This window comes from Gilvimarinus japonicus (assembly GCF_042847215.1).
GTDB lineage: Bacteria > Pseudomonadota > Gammaproteobacteria > Pseudomonadales > Cellvibrionaceae > Gilvimarinus > Gilvimarinus japonicus.
The window spans coordinates 2,150,808-2,167,136 of record NZ_AP031500.1 but is presented as its reverse complement, the minus strand read 5'-3'; the positions used below and the strand labels follow the sequence as shown (position 1 = coordinate 2,167,136).

The following is a 16,329-nucleotide window of genomic DNA, read 5'->3' as shown; positions in this document are numbered from 1 at the left end:
CAAGAGGAGCTCAGCATGACTTTTTGTCAGTTTGGTCCTAAGAGCTTAGTGAGAGTTTTGGCGCTCACGGCGTTGATGCTAGTCTCATTGCATAGCGCCGCTGCACCGGAGACGGTTTGGATAGATGTGCGCACGGCGGATGAGTTCGCTGAGGGTCATTTGCCGGTGGCGGTCAATATTCCTCACGAGGTGATCGCCGATCAGGTTGCCGAGTACGCACCGGACAAAGACGTACAAGTCGTACTTTATTGTCGCAGTGGTCGCCGCGCCGAAATTGCGAAAGAATCGTTAGAGCAGCTCGGTTATCGGCAAGTGGTTAATGCTGTGGATCTCGATGGCGCGACGCAGCTGTACAACACACAACAACTGCAACATTCTGGGGCAAATGATGATTGATGTACCGCTGCGCGCTGTTACAGGTTTTTTTGATGTTTAGGCGTCTTGGTCGCTATCGCCGACTTGGAGCCGCTAGCTTTTTGTCGTGCGCGTGCTTTATGGCACTGGCTGTTTACGGCTGGGGGGTCAGCTGGGGGCAGCTGTTAGGTTATATGGCAGTGGTTGCTGTCTTACTGCTGTGCCTGTTGGGCTTGGCCGCTTTGACAGGATGGGTTTTGCACAAGCTTAACCGGCGAGACGATTAAGTTTGTGCTGTATTGCTAACGCTACTGGATTTTTTCATCCATCTTAACGTTAAACCAGGCCACCATTTTGTCGGTAATCTCGACGGTCTCAAACAAATAGTGTTCTAGCGTAAAGCTAATATTGCCATCGGGAATGCTTTCTAAGTACTCCATGGCGAGCCCGTTGAGAGTTTTGGGGCCGTCAATGGGCAGTGCCCACTCCAGCGTTCGGTTGATATCACGAATAAAAGTCCCACCGTGAATTTGATACCAGCCATTCTCTTGAGGGATGATGTCTTGATCTTCATCCTCGGCGACGTTAGTCGTAAAGTCGCCCACAATCTCTTCGAGTAAATCCTCTAGCGTAACAATCCCTTGAACCTCGCCGTATTCGTTAACAACCAACGCGATACGACACTTTTGCTGCTGAAAGTTCATCAGCTGGGTGTGCAGTGGCGTTGATTCGGGGACAAAGTAGGGCTCGTCGGCGTGAGTCTGGAAGTCTGCTTTGCTAATGGCGCTATCATCACCGTTTAAAAAGCGGGCAGAGTTTCTAAGGTGCAAGATACCCGCAACCTCGTTCAAATCGCCACGGTAGATCGGCAGCCTTGTGTACTCTGATGTGCGTATTTTGTGGAGCAAGGTGCTAACGTCGTCATCGAGATCAAGCCCTTCGACTTCGTTGCGCGGAATCATGATGTCTTCGACGGTAGATTTCTCGAGGTCGAGAATATTTAACAGCATGCCCTGGTGTTGATCGGGAATGAGCGCGCCGGCCTCGTCCACCACGGTGCGCAACTCCTCAGGTGCTAAATGTTCAATGTGGGTGTGAGCTTTATCGATGCCAAACAACTTGGTGACGCCGTTGGCAATACTGTTAACCAGCATAACCGCAGGGGCCAAAATAAACGCTAAGGGCCGCAAAATCAGGCTGGCAAAAAAGGATATGCGCTCGGGGTAAAGGGTGGCGACGGTTTTGGGGGTTACCTCGGCGAATACCAACATAACCAAGGTAAGCAAAAAGCCCCCCACGGCAACGCCAGAATCGCCCATCAGACGAATCGCAATAACGGTGGTAAGGGCCGCGGCAAAGTTGTTGGCGAGATTGTTGCCAATTAGGATCAGGCCGATCAGGCGATCGGGACGCCGCAGTAGTAGCTCGACGCGCTGAGCACCCTTGTCGCCTTTTTTGCTTAAGTGCTTTAGGCGATAGCGGTTAATGGCCATCATCGCGGTTTCGGAGCTGGAGAAAAAGCCTGAGAGCACGAGTAGCCCTAGGAGAATCCCAAACAATAGTTCTAAGGGTATGTCGTTCAAGGAGATGTAGTGCCTATATTGCCGTTCGGCAGGCTATCTTGCAGCAGTTCGCGTCAATTCGCAACTGACAGAGCAAGATCGCCTGAACTGTTAAATATCGAGTATAAACTCGAGTACGATTTTACTGCCAAAATACGCCAGCATGAGCATGATAAAGCCGACTAAAGCCCAGCGAATCGCAGTGTAGCCGCGCCACCCTAAGCTGTGTCGCCCCCAAAGCAGAATGCTGTAAATTAGCCATGCTAGCAAGGTGAAGACGGTTTTGTGAACAACGTGCTGGGCAAAGAGGTCATCGAGAAAAATCACACCCGACACGATAGCCCCGGTTAACAGTAATTGCCCGGCCCACAGGAGCTCAAACAGCAAAGACTCCATGGTTTGTAGCGGCGGGAGCAAACCGCTGGGCCCTAGGGAGCGCTTATGCTTAAGACGGTGATTTTGAAAGGCCAGAAACAGTGCTTGCAGGGTGGCAATGGTTAACAAGCTGTAGGCGAGAATCGAAAGCAGCACGTGTGATGCCAAACCAAGGGTTAGGGGCAGTAACGCGTTATTGTTTACCGGTAGCAGGCTGCTAACGATCGCTACAATCGTCAGCGGGAACAGCAATATAAATAGGTTGTGTAAGGGTTTGCGGGCTGCGCTGAGCAATACCACGATGTTGACGGTACAAAATATAAGCGACAGCATGGGGAATAAGTTTAACGCTAACCCCTGAGGCTGGATGATCAGCTTGGCACAACCGGTGCCGTGTGCGATTAACGCCAATGCGGTAAGCAAATAGAGGGATTGGCGCCGTATGGGGTGCTGGCGCCAAAGCGAAATAAAAAGATAGCCGGCCGCCAGCAAATAGAGAGCGACGGCGATTAGATTGATGTCGAGCGCTGACATGCGTGAGCAGAATCCTTTAAAGTATAGTGTTGCCGATGTGGTCGGTGCGGTGCTTTGGCGGCACCGTTCTCTGGGCAGTATACGCCGCATACCTAGGGTCGAAAGTGTGTCACATGCGCGGGCGTAAGAGAAGCCTACAAATGAGAATCAATCGCCCTGAGCGGTTATTCTGTCGCCCGACGCGAGACGGGGCCCGATTTAACACGGTATAATGCCGCCTTTTCGCCCGTGCGGTCGTACCGCAGGCAACGTGTAAATAGGTGTAGGGCGTTAAGGCGCCCTCATGATCAAAGTCTTATGCGGTCAGCCGTTGCGCACCGCCAGATAATAGGCACCAGTGTCATTATGTTTGAAAATCTGCAAGATCGACTGTCAGGTACGTTTAAAAAAATCACCGGTAAGGCTCGCCTGACCGACGATAATATTCAGGCGACATTGCGCGAAGTTCGCAAAGCGCTACTGGAGGCTGACGTGGCCCTGCCAGTGGTGAAGGATTTTGTCGGTCGGGTACGCTCGCGCGCGCTTGGCACGCAAGTGGGCAAAGCGCTCAATCCGGGCCAGCAATTTCTAAAAATTGTCGAGTCTGAGCTGGTTGAGATGATGGGCGAAGCCAATGAGTCGCTCAACCTCGCAGTGCAGCCCCCAGCAGTGATTTTAATGGCGGGCTTACAAGGGGCGGGTAAAACCACCTCTGTGGCTAAGTTGGCTAAGTTTCTGACCGAGCGGCAAAAAAAGAAAGTGTTGGTTGTCAGCGCGGACGTATATCGTCCGGCGGCGATCGCCCAGCTGCAAACGCTGGCCACAGAAGTGGGCGTAGAGTGTTTTCCTTCGACCACCGAAGACAAGCCTGCCGATATTGCACGCAGTGCGATAGATCATGCCAAACGTCAGTTTTACGATGTCTTGCTGGTCGATACTGCTGGGCGCTTGCATATCGATGAAACCCTAATGGCCGAGATTCAAGAGCTTCATCAAGTCGCAAACCCCATAGAAACCCTGTTTGTGATTGACGCCATGATTGGCCAGGATGCGGTTAACACCGCCAAAGCTTTTAATGATGCGTTGCCGCTGACTGGCGTGATCTTAACGAAAGCCGATGGTGACGCCCGGGGCGGGGCGGCCTTGTCGGTGCGTCAGGTAACCGGCAAACCGATTAAATTTTTGGGTATGGGCGAAAAAGTTGATGCCCTAGAGCCCTTCCATCCAGATCGTATTGCGTCGCGCATTTTGGGTATGGGCGACATGATGTCGCTGATCGAAGATGCTGAGCGCAAAATTGACCGCGATAAAGCCGAGCGCTTGGTGCAGAAAGTCACCAAAGGCAAACGTTTTGACTTAAATGACTTGCGTGATCAGCTGCAACAAATGCAGGATATGGGCGGTTTAACCGGTTTGATGGATAAACTACCCGGTATGGGCAATATGGCTCAGATGGCGCAACAAGCCGATATGGGCAAGCAGTTTAAGATGATGGATGCGTTAATCGGCTCAATGACGCCGTGGGAACGACGCCACCCCGATGACCTGAACAGCTCGCGTAAACGCCGTATCACTCAGGGGTCGGGCACTCAGATACAAGACCTGAACCGTCTGCTTAAACAGCACAAGCAGATGGCAAAAATGATGAAGAAAATGAAAGGCGGCGGCATGACCAAAATGATGCGCGGCTTGGGCGGAATGATGCCCGGCGGTGGTGGCGGCATGCCCCCTGGTGGTGGCTTGCCGCCAGGTATGGGACGTTAGTTAATTGAGCACAAAAACGCCAGGTGATGCCTGGCGTTTTTGTGTCTGGGGTGCTGAGATTAATAGAGCCTAGGGAATTGTTCTTTTGATTGTTGGTCTAGACTCGGTAATAGGCTATTTGTGTCGCCCTGTGCTGCGCAAATAATAATCATATTTCGTCGCTTGGCAGGTACTACTATGTTGCTTCGTTTGTCGTTGTTTGTTTCCGTTGTAGCGGTTGGATTAATGGCCGGCTGTGCACTCTCTAATGCCCCGGCCACCTCAGTGTCCACGAACCAGGCTGTGTCGTTAAAGGGCGAGTGGATGGTGGAGTACATCGCGGGGCGAGGCGTCATTGATTACAGCCCGGCTCGGCTGCAGTTTACCGACGACGGGAAAATCAATGGCAACGCCAGCTGCAACCGATTTTTTGGTGATTACCAATTAACCCAAGACCGGCTGACGATCCAAGAGCCGTTGGGTGCGACGCGGATGCTGTGCATCCCAGCGTTGAACGATCAAGAGGCGAGATTGTTGGCGGCGCTCCCTGGAACTCACAATGTTCGCATTCAGCATGGTATTCTGAGGTTGATGAACGATGCCGGCGAAGAGGTGTTACGAGCCGCTAAGGTTGATAACGCTAAAACGTAAGGGCCGCAGGCCCCGGCACAAAATGGACGAGATGCGGGTGATTCTGTGAATACCAGACCAATTTACATCCCCTTTGCGGGGCCGGCGCTGTTAGAGGCGCCACTGTTAAACAAAGGTAGCGCGTTCAGCCGCCAAGAGCGTGAGCAATTTAATCTAGAAGGGTTGCTGCCTTACCAAATCGAAACCATTGAAGAGCAAAAAACGCGCGCTTACCAGCAGCTTTGCTCTTTTAAGTCGGATATTGATAAGCATATCTATTTGCGCAATATTCAAGACACCAACGAAACTCTGTATTACCGTTTGGTCACCGAACATCTCGAAGAGGTCATGCCGCTGATTTATACGCCCACGGTGGGGCAGGCGTGCGAGCAATTTTCCAAAATATACCGACGCAAACGCGGTTTGTTTGTCTCTTACGCCGATCGTGACCGACTTGATGATATTTTACAAAATGCCACCAAGCACAATGTAAAAGTTATCGTGGTGACCGATGGTGAGCGCATTTTAGGGCTTGGTGACCAAGGAATTGGCGGCATGGGGATTCCCATCGGCAAGCTTGCGCTCTACACCGCTTGCGGTGGTATTAGCCCGGCCTACACATTGCCCGTGGTATTGGATGTAGGCTGCAACAACAAGCAGCTAATAAATGACCCCATGTATATGGGTTGGCGACACGAGCGTATCGCCGATAACGAATACTATGAGTTCGTTGATCAGTTTATTCAGGCGGTTAAGGTGCGCTGGCCCAATGCGCTGCTACAGTTTGAGGATTTTGCGCAAACTCATGCGACGCCGCTGCTGCATAAATACCGCGATCACATGTGTTGTTTTAACGACGACGTACAGGGAACCGCATCGGTGACCGTGGGTACTTTGCTGGCCGCGTGCCATACCAAACAAGAAAAACTCTCCGAGCAGGTTATTGTTTTTGCCGGTGCAGGCTCAGCCGGCTGCGGTATTGCCGATCAGATCGCCGTGCAAATGCAAGCCGAGGGTTTAACTCGAGAGCAGGCGCTGGCGCGAATATTTTTGGTTAACCGCGAGGGGCTGTTAACTGACACCTCCCAAGGTTTATTACCGTTTCAGGAAGAGTTTTGTAAAACCGGTACCAGTTTGGCCCATTGGCTGAACGACAAGACGGGGCAAATTTCTTTACTCGATGTGGTACGCAATGCTCAGCCAACCGTATTGGTGGGGGTATCGGGGCAGCCGGGGCTATTCAATAAACTGTTGGTGGACTCGATGCAAACGCATTGCGAGCGGCCGATTATCCTACCTTTGTCGAATCCTACCTCAAAAGTGGAAGGGCAGCCTGTTGATATTCTGCGTTGGACAGGAGGGCGTGCGATTGTCGCGACCGGCAGCCCGTTTGCGCCAGTGGATATTGCCGGGGTGCGCTACGATATTGCGCAGTGTAATAACAGCTATATATTTCCAGGGGTAGGGCTGGGCGTTATTGCCGCTAAAGCGACACGCATTACCGATACCATGATGCTCGCCGCATCTCGGGCGCTGGCCGAGCTGTCGCCGTTGGCTCGCGATGGTCGTGGTTCGCTGTTGCCGGCACTGGCTGATATTCGTCAGGTGAGTGTCACCATCGCCCAAGCGGTGTTTAAACAAGCGATTGCCGATGAGGTTGCTATGCCTGTGCCGGAAGCATTGATTACCGAAAAAGTCGAGGCCAACTTTTGGTATCCGCGCTATCGCACGTATCGTCGAACGTCGTTCTAAACGGCCGCATTTAAACGCGTAAGGAGGCGGTATGGCCCATTCGTCACAAGCGGTTGCACTGGGACGCAGGCTCAAAGAAATACGAGAGGCCAACGGCTTGTCACAGCGCGAGCTGGCAAAGCGAGCAGGGGTTACCAACAGTAGTATCTCTATGATCGAGCAGGGCCAGGTAAGCCCTAGCGTGCAATCACTTGAGAAGGTACTAGGCGGCATCCCCATGTCGCTATCACACTTTTTTGCGTCAGTGGATGGCAGTGCGGGGGATGTTTTTTTTAATCAGCACAATATGTTTAAGCATGAAAAACCTTACGGCTTTATGCAAGTGGTTGGCGAGAACCTTCCGACCCGAAAAGCAACACTCAAGCACTTTTACTTTGATCCGCAAACCGATACTGGTGAAACACCGCTAATGAGCCCCTTTGATCAGTCAGGCTGGGTGTCTCAAGGGGATATTCAAATGACGATTGGGGCGCAAATAAAAGAGTTGGCACCCGGGGAAGCTTTCTATTTGGCAGCCTATACTCCCTGTAGGTTGAAAAATCTATCGGAGTTTAACTCGGCGCAAATAATCGTCGCGACTGAAGTGTCGCCAGCGCTGTAAGCAAAAAATGTAACAAAAAGTCATAACAACCAACGCCGCAGTCAATGATGAGGCACATTATGTATCAAGGTGATATTTTTACACTAACGCGCAAGGCTGGTATTGCTGAGCTGGAAATCAATACGCCAGACTCTCCCGTTAATGTTTTTAGCCGCAAAGCGATAGCCGAGCTTAGCCAGGTGCTAGACGTACTGGAGCACGCCGAGTTGTCGGGACTGATGATTGTCAGCGGTAAAGATTCGTTTTTGGCGGGAGCCGATATCAAGGAATTTACCGATGTGTTTTCGTCGGGTGGCGAAGCAATCGCCGCACACCTTACGCCCAACATACAAAACTTTCAGCGCCTGCAGTCGCTTCCATTTGCCACTGTGGCGGTCATCAATAAGCTCGCCCTTGGTGGTGGCCTTGAGATGGCGTTGGCGTGTGACTACCGAGTCGCGGATACGGGCGCTCGTATTGGTTTGCCCGAAACTCGTCTGGGTATTATTCCCGGTTGGGGCGGTACCGTACGTCTACTTCGCATTGCCGGTTTAGATACTGCGCTTGAATGGATTGCCACCGCGAAAGAGGCCAGCGCCGCTGATGCACTAAAAGCCCATGTACTCGACGCCGTAGTGGCGCAAGACGAGCTGCGTGGTTGCGCAGCTGAATTGTTGCGCCGCTGCGCACAGGGCGAGATGGATTACGAATTGCGTCGCCAACAAAAAAATCAGCCATTGGCACTAAACCCTATTGAGTCGGGTCTTGCCTTTGAATCGGCTAAAGCCTTTATCGCGCAAAAAGCCGGCAGGCATTATCCCGCCCCCTTGGCTGCGCTGGAGGCGATTCGAGAGGCGGCGACAAAATCCGCGCTCGAGGCGGCAGAATCGGAGCTGGCGTATTTTATACAGGTGGCTCAAACGGATACCGCAAAAGCCTTAAGCGGTTTGTTTATCGCCGATCAAGCGCTCTCTAAAAAAGCGCGTCAGTGGCAGGCCAAGGCGTCCGTTAAAACCGCTAAGCTCGCGGTGGTAGGTGCCGGTATTATGGGTGGGGGTATCGCCTGCCAGTCGGCACTAAAAGGCTTGCCGGTCGCCCTTAAAGATATCAACCAGAAAGGCATCGATTTAGGCTTGCAAGAAGCTGCCAGCGTTCTGGGGCGTCGAGTTGAAAAAGGTAAAATGTCGGTGGCAGCGCTGGCAGAGGCGCTAACGCGTATTCAACCAACGCTTAACGACCAGCCGCTGGCTACGGCGGACGTGGTGGTTGAAGCGGTAGTGGAAAATATTGCGGTTAAAAAAACCGTGCTGGCTGACGTGGAAGCGCAGCTGCCAGCGACGGCAGTGTTGAGTTCTAATACGTCGACTATTTCTATTACGGAATTGGCAACGGCATTAACACGGCCAGAGCAGTTTTGCGGTCTGCATTTTTTTAACCCAGTGCACGCCATGCCGTTGGTAGAAGTGATTCGCGGCGCAAAAACCTCGGACGATACCGTTGCGCGCGCGGTTGAGTGTGCCGGTGCACTGGGCAAAAAAGCGGTCGTGGTTAATGATTGCGCTGGCTTCTTAGTAAACCGGGTTCTGTTTGCCTATTTTGCGGGCTTTGCCGCTCTACTTGATGACGGTGTGGACTTTACCCATATCGATGCTGCCATGGTGCGTTGGGGTTGGCCAATGGGGCCGGCACACTTGCTTGATGTGGTGGGGCTGGATACCGCCGAACACGCTGAGGCGACTATGGCTAACGCGTTTCCCGAGCGTATGGGCAGGACTAACCCCTCGCCAACCACTATTTTGTATCAGGCAGGCTTGTTGGGGCAAAAAGGCGGCAAAGGGTTTTATTGCTATGAAAAAGACAAGCGCGGCCGTCCGCAAAAAACACCCAACCCGGATGCCGTGCAAATGCTCAATATACAATCGACGGCTAAGCCCGATGACGAAACCATTGTCTTGCGTATGATGGCGCCGCTGGTAAACGAGCTTTGCCGCACCTTGCAAGAGGGTATTGTCGGGTCGGTAGCCGAAGCCGATATGGCGATGATTTACGGTCTGGGCTTCCCGGCCCATCGCGGTGGTGTATTGCGTTGGGTAGACAGTATTGGGGTGCGTCAGTTTTGCGAACAACTCAACACGTTACGTCAGTATGGGCCTTTGTATCAAACCGAGCCCATGATGTCAGAGCTGGCCGAGCAGGGCGCAAGTTTTTATGGCTCAGCCGCCACTAGTGCCACATTAAACCCAAGCCACTAAGGAGGCTCCCGGTGACTACACAATTTGTTTCATCATCACGTTTACAACCGAGAGATCCCGTCATTGTTGACTTTGCGCGCAGTGCGATGGGGCGCTCAAAAGGCGGGTGCTTCCGACACTCGCGTGCCGACGACATCTCGGCGGCGCTGGTGCGTGGCTTGCTTGCCCGAAATACTGCGTTGGACCCGTCGGAAATTGACGACTTAATTTGGGGTTGCGTGCTGCAGCGCGAAGAGCAAGCTTTTAACATCGCCCGCTATATTGTGTTACTGGCTGGGCTGGATCACTCAATACCGGCACAAACCGTTAATCGCTTGTGTGGCTCGTCAATGGCGGCTTTGCACTCCGCCAGCGCCAATATTCAGGCGGGGCTTGGCGATGTGTACCTTGTTGGAGGGGTTGAGCACTTGGGGCACTTGCCTATGTACGAGGCAATGGACCCAAACCCGCTGCTGGGGTTAAGTGTGGCCAAAGCCGCGGGTAATATGGGGCTGACGGCGGAATACCTCGCCCAGTTGCACGGCATTGAACGTGACGCGATGGATAAACTTTCTTTGCGTTCACATCTGTTAGCGGCTAAAGCGCGAGACACTGGCGAGTTTGACTGCGAGATTATTCCTGTTGCCGGGCATACCGCAGATGGCGTGCCAGCGATGATTGCCGCAGACGAAACGATTCGCGCCGACACCACATTAGAGGGGCTGGCGGCGCTTAAGCCGGTGTTTGATCCTGTTAATGGCAAAGTAACGGCTGGCAGTTCATCGCAATTGTCCGATGGCGCCTCCGCCATGCTGGTGATGTCGGCCGAGCGCGCCGCGAGTCTCGGGCTAACCCCGCGGGCGCGAGTACGTTCGCAAGCGGTGGCCGGGGTCGACCCGTCTATTATGGGTTACGGGCCAGTACCCGCCAGTCGCAAGGCTCTTAAAATGGCAGGGCTTACAACCGCCGACATTGACTATGTCGAGCTTAATGAGGCTTTTGCGGCGCAAGCGCTACCGGTACTAAAAGACTTAGACTTTTTGCCGCAAATGGATGAGCGCGTAAACGTCCACGGCGGCGCTATTGCCTTGGGGCATCCGTTTGGCTGCTCCGGCACTCGCATTACCGGCTCTTTGCTCAGCGTGCTTGAGTCACGCGATGCCTCAATTGGGTTGGCAACCATGTGCATTGGTTTGGGGCAGGGTATCGCGACCGTTATCGAGCGGGTTTAGCGGAAGCTTAGGTTTGTAAGCTTGCGAGCGGCTACCTCTGTTAGAATAGGCCGCCCGTAATGCTCGCTGCAGATGCTGCCCTCCTGCATCTGTAGCAAAACGCTGCTTGGAGATTGCCGCGCTTGAAGATTTACTCTGCTTTAAACCTAGACACCTTTTTGGCTAACAGCGTCCAGCAACTAGCGGCTAATAAGCTGCTAGCGCTGCAGTTTGAGCATCATGCTTATTATTTGCCAGAGCCAAAAACGCAAACCTTGCTGGCCGTAGTGAGCGGTGCTGTCGATAATTTACAGGGGTTTATTTGCCTTGCAACGGACGATGCCTTGCGCGTGGTACGCGATTGGTCCGATAGCGTTACCTTATCTCACCTCGCGCAAACGCTCGGCGCGCCGGTGCTCGATTTAGCCGGTGCGGTAGCCCTAGTTCCGGTAGCTATCCCCAAGCCTTGGGGACGGGAGGTTTGGTATACCGGTATCGAAGTGCGCGGCCAGGCAGGGGTGGGGAATGATCGCTTGAGCACACCACTGCCTTGGTTGCTGTCACTATTGCCCGGGCGTTTTGCCTGTGATCGGCCGCAAGAATTAACTTTATTAAAAATTCTCGATCCGTTACCCGACGAAGTGTTTGGCGACCTGTATTTTGAGATGCATGAGCGCAAGCAAGAGGTGTATGTCGTCACCCATGTCGACAAAACAGCCTGGCCCGATGGTGTGGGGGGAATTCGGTTTGGTTTTTGCCCGGCCAAGCGCGCCGAGTTTGGCGACGATGCTAGTTTTAAGGCGGCGTACCGGAACGCTGTTTCTGATTATGAACAGGTGCGCCGACAAATTGACGCCAGACTCGACATCGTCAAGCAAGCTGAAGGCATAGAGGTAAACACCCCGGTAAGTCCCTCTCAGGTGCGCTACTGGATGCGGCATATTGATTTGGACTTGCAGCAACAGGAGCAAGCGCGACGCCAGTATATGGACAGTTTTACCCAAGTGTTGCCTTTGGTAGTGGGGGACGTGGTTAAAGTGCCGTGTTATACCCCTCATTCACTGCTGCATGGGGTGCGCACGGTAGAGTTCCAAACCCCTGTTTACGAGCGCAAGATTTTAGCGTTTGCGCAAAAAGTGTTAACTCAGGTTGAGTGGGATACTGATGCTGCACTGGCTAAAATCGATGTGGCGTGCCCGCCTCAACCTGCCATCTGCGCTTTTCAGGACGAGGAAGGTGCCATTATTCGCGAGCAGATTGTCGATTTTGATGATTTTGAAGTATGGCGCCTTAGGGCCCCTAAAGCGGGCAGTTATGTGCTGGCTGGTGCCGATACCTATCAGTTGGTAATGGCGGTTTCCGGCGAGCAATCGGTCGATCAACGTTTGCTTGGCGCCGAACAGGCGATGTTAATACCCGCGCGGGCCCGTCAGGGCACTAGGATTCGGTTAGAAATAGGTGCCGTGACGCTTATTGCTAAGCCCAAGCAATGAAAATGATTGAATTCGCTAGTTGAACCTCGTCGAGGACTGTGGCAGAATCACCACCCTTCTCGCAGACAGTCTTTGGCCTTGTTGGTTTTTTAGATGTAAATCAACAGCTTGCGGTTAAAGGCGGGTTTTGCGAAATGCGCCATTGGGCGACGCGGTCGTGGTGAAATTGGTAGACACGCCAGATTTAGGTTCTGGTGCCGCAAGGTGTGAGAGTTCGAGTCTCTCCGACCGCACCAAACAATGAAAGAGAATACGCCGCCGCTCTTAGTGATCTAGGACGGCGGCGTTTTTTAACCGATGTGAGAGACATCGACGTTATTTCACGAGGAAAATATGCAGGTTTCAATCGAAACGACTTCTGGCTTAGAGCGTCGTCTGACCATCGGCGTACCCGCCGATACCGTAGAAGGCGAAATTGAAAAGCGCCTGAAAGATGCCGCTAAAAACATTCGCATTAACGGTTTTCGCAAGGGCAAAGTCCCCATGAAAATCGTTAAGCAGCGCTACGGCGCTGGTGTTCGCCAAGAAGTTGTGGGCGAAGTCATTAGCCGCTCTTTCTACGAAGCCGCACAAAAAGAAGACGTGAAACCTGCCGGTCAGCCAAGCATTCAGCCCAAGCAAATGGGCGAAGGGCAAGACTTAGAGTTTGTTGCCACCTTTGAGGTGTACCCAGAGGTTACGCTGGGCGATATCTCGGGCTTCAAAGTGACTCGCGAGTCCGCTGAGATTACCGACGAAGATATCGACAACATGATCGAAACCCTGCGCAAGCATCAAGCGACATACGAAGTCGTTAAGCGTGCTAGCGCCGATGGCGATCAGGTAAATATTGATTTTACTGGCACCAAAGACGGTGAAGAGTTCGAAGGCGGTAAGGCGCAGGGCCACAACTTAGTGTTGGGCTCAAACTCCATGATCCCTGGTTTTGAAGACGGCATCGTGGGCATGAAAGCCGGCGATGAGAAAACCATTAAGGTCACCTTCCCGGAAGACTATCAGTCGGAAGATCTTAAAGGTGCTGACGTCGAATTTGCAATTAAAGTAAATAGCGTCTCAGAGCAAACCTTACCAGAGCTGAAAAAACCTTTCTTCCAAACCTTTGGTCTGGAAAAGGGCGGAATTAAGGCCTTCCAGAAGGAAGTTAAGGCCAATATGGAGCGCGAGCTGAAGAACGCGCTAAAAGGTAAGGTAAAGTCTCAGGTTATGGATCAATTGATCGAGAGCCATGAGGTTGACCTGCCCAAAGCGTTGGTTGGCAACGAAATTGATGTGCTGCGCAATCAAATGATGCAGCGCTTTGGTAAGCAGCCCGAGGGGTTTGATGCAAAATCAATGCTGCCTGACAGCATGTTTGAAGAAGAGGCCAAACGCCGCGTTGCGCTGGGCTTGATTGTCGGCGAAGTTGTAAAATCTGCCAACATCAAACCAGAGGCCAAAGCTGTACGTAGCATGGTTGAAGAGATTGCCGGTACTTACGAAGAGCCGCAAGAGGTTATCGACTATTATTACAGCCAGCGTCAAATGTTGGCCGGTATTGAGTCGGCGGTACTGGAAGACCAGGTTGTCGAGTATATTCTCGAAAAGGCAGACGTAACTGAAGCGACTGCCACCTATGACGAGATCATGCAGCCAAAAGCCGAAAAATAACGCTTTTTGGACAAAAATGCCGCGAAACGCTCGTTTCGCGGCCACTCTCCCTCCCAATTCTCTTACGGCGCTGGCAAACAGTCCCGTCACAGGTTAAGCTCCCACTATCTCGGTTTAATGGCGGCTTCGCGCCGTGTTTGTGACATTTTCAGAAGAAGGTATGAAGCACAATGTCCTACCCGCAATCAGATCGTAGTACTCAAGAGATCACCGCCAGCGGCTTAGTGCCAATGGTTGTCGAGCAAACCGCTCGGGGAGAGCGCTCGTACGATATCTACTCGCGCCTTTTAAAGGAGCGTGTGATTTTTTTAACCGGCCAGGTAGAAGATCATATGGCCAATCTGGTGTGCGCCCAGTTGCTTTTCCTAGAGGCGGAAAATCCAGATAAAGACATTCACTTGTACATTAACTCGCCCGGTGGCTCGGTAACAGCAGGCATGTCCATTTACGACACCATGCAGTTTATCAAGCCAGATGTGAGCACAATGTGCATGGGGCAGGCTTGCTCTATGGGTGCTTTTTTACTGGCATCGGGCGCCAAAGGTAAGCGTTACTGCTTGCCTAACTCGCGGGTGATGATTCACCAGCCCAGTGGTGGTGCTCAGGGTCAGGCGTCGGATATCCATATCCACGCCCAAGAGATCCTTAAGATTCGCGAGCGGTTGAACCAAATTTTGGCCAATCACAGCGGTCAGAAGCTAGAGCAAATAGAGCTGGACACCGAGCGTGATAAGTTTATGTCAGCGGATGAGGCAAAAGAGTACGGCATTGTCGATTCCGTTGTCTCGAGCCGGGTTGAGACTTAATTCATCCCAGTAGAGTATTGCAGTCTCGGTTGATTTACCTGCTGGGGCTTGAAAATTTAGGGTAAAGACTGCATCTTTACTCCATAGGTTAAGAATGGGAGTGGTTTAATGACCGATCACACCGGTGATAGCGGCGACAAAAACGGTAAGCTTTTGTATTGCTCGTTTTGCGGTAAGAGCCAGCACGAGGTTCGCAAGTTAATTGCGGGGCCCTCTGTGTTTATATGTGACGAGTGTGTCGATCTGTGTAACGACATTATTCGCGAAGAAATCCAAGAAACCGCTGCAGAGGGTCAGTCGGAAAAACTGCCTAAGCCGGCTGAGATTTCTGGCATTCTCGATCAGTACGTTATTGGCCAACAACCGGCTAAAAAAGTATTGGCTGTGGCAGTGTATAACCACTACAAACGCTTGCGCGTTGGTGGCGCCAAAGGCAAAGAGAAAGACGCCGTTGAATTGGGTAAAAGTAATATTTTGCTGGTGGGCCCCACCGGTAGTGGTAAAACACTGCTGGCCGAAACCCTAGCGCGCCTGTTAAATGTGCCCTTTACCATTGCCGATGCGACGACCTTGACCGAAGCAGGCTATGTCGGCGAAGACGTTGAAAACATCATTCAAAAGCTACTGCAAAAATGCGACTACGATGTCGAGAAAGCGCAGCAGGGTATCGTTTACATCGATGAGATCGATAAGATCTCTCGTAAGTCGGACAACCCCTCCATTACCCGTGATGTCTCGGGTGAGGGTGTGCAGCAAGCGCTTTTGAAGCTTATTGAGGGCACCGTAGCATCCGTGCCGCCTCAAGGTGGGCGCAAACATCCGCAGCAGGAGTTTTTGCAGGTTGATACCGGTAATATCCTGTTTATCTGTGGCGGCGCATTTGCGGGCTTGGATAAAGTGATTCGCGACCGTTCAGAGCGTGGCGGTATCGGTTTTGGCGCTGAAGTTAAAAGCAAAAACGATGACAAGAGCTTTGGCGACACTCTGCACGAGCTCGAGCCAGAAGATTTAGTGCGCTACGGCTTGATCCCTGAGTTTGTAGGGCGCTTGCCTGTTATCGCAACGCTAGACGAGCTGGACAATGAAGCCTTAGTGCAGATTCTTGCTGAGCCGAAAAACGCTTTAACCAAGCAGTATCAACGCTTGTTTGATATGGAAGGGGTTGAGCTGGACTTCCGCCGTGATGCATTGGAGGCTGTGGCGCAAAAGGCTATGGATCGCAAAACCGGTGCCCGCGGCTTGCGCTCAATTATGGAGTCTGTCTTGCTGGACACCATGTACCGCATTCCTTCAGAGGAAAGTGTTAAGAAAGTGGTGGTTGATGAGAGCGTGATTAAAGGCGAATCTGAGCCTTTACTGGTGTATGAAAACCAAGAGCCCGCTCCCAGCAAGGTCGCCAAAGAAGACTGAGTTTCGTAGCTAAACTGCTGTA

Annotated in this window: 14 protein-coding genes and 1 tRNA gene; 13 read left to right on the top strand and 2 right to left on the bottom strand. The window is 52.3% G+C overall.

Annotated features, from left to right (window positions below; genetic code table 11):
• Positions 1 to 15: 15 nt before the first annotated feature.
• Complete coding sequence (locus tag ACGHAD_RS09245) at positions 16 to 396, top strand: rhodanese-like domain-containing protein (RefSeq protein ID WP_382415493.1); 381 nt, start codon at positions 16 to 18, stop codon at positions 394 to 396.
• A gap of 98 nt (positions 397 to 494) precedes the next feature.
• Positions 495 to 641, top strand: coding sequence for a hypothetical protein (locus ACGHAD_RS09240; protein WP_382415495.1), 147 nt, complete (start codon positions 495 to 497; stop codon positions 639 to 641).
• A gap of 21 nt (positions 642 to 662) precedes the next feature.
• Here the strand turns inward: ACGHAD_RS09240 and ACGHAD_RS09235 are convergent, their stop codons facing one another.
• Together ACGHAD_RS09235 and ACGHAD_RS09230 are read right to left on the bottom strand one after the other, a co-directional pair.
• A complete protein-coding gene (locus ACGHAD_RS09235; protein ID WP_382415497.1) occupies positions 663 to 1,937 on the bottom strand; it encodes an HlyC/CorC family transporter in 1,275 nt (424 codons plus the stop codon).
• Positions 1,938 to 2,027: 90 nt separating this feature from the next.
• On the bottom strand, positions 2,028 to 2,825 hold the full coding sequence (locus ACGHAD_RS09230) for a cytochrome c biogenesis protein CcsA (protein WP_339615144.1): 798 nt from the start codon (positions 2,823 to 2,825) through the stop codon (positions 2,028 to 2,030).
• 345 nt (positions 2,826 to 3,170) lie between these two features.
• On the opposite strand from ACGHAD_RS09230, the gene ffh reads away from it, so the two are divergent.
• The 11 genes from ffh (at position 3,171) to clpX (ending at position 16,307) form a co-directional block, all read left to right on the top strand.
• Positions 3,171 to 4,568, top strand: a complete 1,398-nt coding sequence (gene ffh, locus ACGHAD_RS09225) for a signal recognition particle protein (RefSeq protein WP_382415499.1) — start codon at positions 3,171 to 3,173, stop codon at positions 4,566 to 4,568.
• Positions 4,569 to 4,745: 177 nt separating this feature from the next.
• Positions 4,746 to 5,198 carry an META domain-containing protein gene (locus ACGHAD_RS09220; RefSeq protein WP_382415501.1) on the top strand — a complete coding sequence of 151 codons (453 nt, stop codon included), beginning with the start codon at positions 4,746 to 4,748 and terminating at the stop codon, positions 5,196 to 5,198.
• A 45-nt stretch (positions 5,199 to 5,243) separates the two neighbouring features.
• Entirely contained in the window at positions 5,244 to 6,929 is a 1,686-nt protein-coding gene (locus ACGHAD_RS09215; RefSeq protein WP_382415503.1) for an NAD-dependent malic enzyme, read from the top strand.
• A gap of 31 nt (positions 6,930 to 6,960) precedes the next feature.
• Positions 6,961 to 7,530 carry a helix-turn-helix domain-containing protein gene (locus ACGHAD_RS09210; RefSeq protein ID WP_382415505.1) on the top strand — a complete coding sequence of 190 codons (570 nt, stop codon included), beginning with the start codon at positions 6,961 to 6,963 and terminating at the stop codon, positions 7,528 to 7,530.
• Between the two features lie 59 nt (positions 7,531 to 7,589).
• A complete protein-coding gene (fadB, locus tag ACGHAD_RS09205; protein WP_382415507.1) occupies positions 7,590 to 9,761 on the top strand; it encodes a fatty acid oxidation complex subunit alpha FadB in 2,172 nt (723 codons plus the stop codon).
• Between the two features lie 11 nt (positions 9,762 to 9,772).
• Positions 9,773 to 10,972 carry an acetyl-CoA C-acyltransferase FadA gene (fadA, locus tag ACGHAD_RS09200; RefSeq protein ID WP_382415509.1) on the top strand — a complete coding sequence of 400 codons (1,200 nt, stop codon included), beginning with the start codon at positions 9,773 to 9,775 and terminating at the stop codon, positions 10,970 to 10,972.
• A 122-nt stretch (positions 10,973 to 11,094) separates the two neighbouring features.
• On the top strand, positions 11,095 to 12,444 hold the full coding sequence (locus ACGHAD_RS09195; protein ID WP_382415511.1) for a hypothetical protein: 1,350 nt from the start codon (positions 11,095 to 11,097) through the stop codon (positions 12,442 to 12,444).
• 151 nt (positions 12,445 to 12,595) lie between these two features.
• Positions 12,596 to 12,680, top strand: a tRNA-Leu gene (locus ACGHAD_RS09190).
• A gap of 97 nt (positions 12,681 to 12,777) precedes the next feature.
• The gene (tig, locus tag ACGHAD_RS09185; protein ID WP_339615152.1) at positions 12,778 to 14,091 is read left to right on the top strand and encodes a trigger factor; all 1,314 of its coding nucleotides are present in this window, start codon (positions 12,778 to 12,780) and stop codon (positions 14,089 to 14,091) included.
• Between the two features lie 170 nt (positions 14,092 to 14,261).
• Positions 14,262 to 14,897 carry an ATP-dependent Clp endopeptidase proteolytic subunit ClpP gene (clpP, locus tag ACGHAD_RS09180; protein ID WP_339615153.1) on the top strand — a complete coding sequence of 212 codons (636 nt, stop codon included), beginning with the start codon at positions 14,262 to 14,264 and terminating at the stop codon, positions 14,895 to 14,897.
• A gap of 108 nt (positions 14,898 to 15,005) precedes the next feature.
• Positions 15,006 to 16,307: an ATP-dependent Clp protease ATP-binding subunit ClpX gene (gene clpX / locus ACGHAD_RS09175; protein WP_339615154.1), complete on the top strand. Its 1,302-nt coding sequence runs from the start codon at positions 15,006 to 15,008 to the stop codon at positions 16,305 to 16,307.
• Positions 16,308 to 16,329 lie beyond the last annotated feature (22 nt).

Coding starts and splice junctions, on each gene's coding strand:
- ACGHAD_RS09245 (WP_382415493.1), top strand. CDS start 16: ATGACTTTTTGTCAGTTTGGTCCTAAGAGCTTAGTGAGAGTTTTGGCG.
- tig (WP_339615152.1), top strand. CDS start 12,778: ATGCAGGTTTCAATCGAAACGACTTCTGGCTTAGAGCGTCGTCTGACC.
- ACGHAD_RS09220 (WP_382415501.1), top strand. CDS start 4,746: ATGTTGCTTCGTTTGTCGTTGTTTGTTTCCGTTGTAGCGGTTGGATTA.
- clpX (WP_339615154.1), top strand. CDS start 15,006: ATGACCGATCACACCGGTGATAGCGGCGACAAAAACGGTAAGCTTTTG.
- fadB (WP_382415507.1), top strand. CDS start 7,590: ATGTATCAAGGTGATATTTTTACACTAACGCGCAAGGCTGGTATTGCT.
- ACGHAD_RS09210 (WP_382415505.1), top strand. CDS start 6,961: ATGGCCCATTCGTCACAAGCGGTTGCACTGGGACGCAGGCTCAAAGAA.
- ACGHAD_RS09230 (WP_339615144.1), bottom strand. CDS start 2,825: ATGTCAGCGCTCGACATCAATCTAATCGCCGTCGCTCTCTATTTGCTG.
- clpP (WP_339615153.1), top strand. CDS start 14,262: ATGTCCTACCCGCAATCAGATCGTAGTACTCAAGAGATCACCGCCAGC.
- ACGHAD_RS09240 (WP_382415495.1), top strand. CDS start 495: ATGGCACTGGCTGTTTACGGCTGGGGGGTCAGCTGGGGGCAGCTGTTA.
- ffh (WP_382415499.1), top strand. CDS start 3,171: ATGTTTGAAAATCTGCAAGATCGACTGTCAGGTACGTTTAAAAAAATC.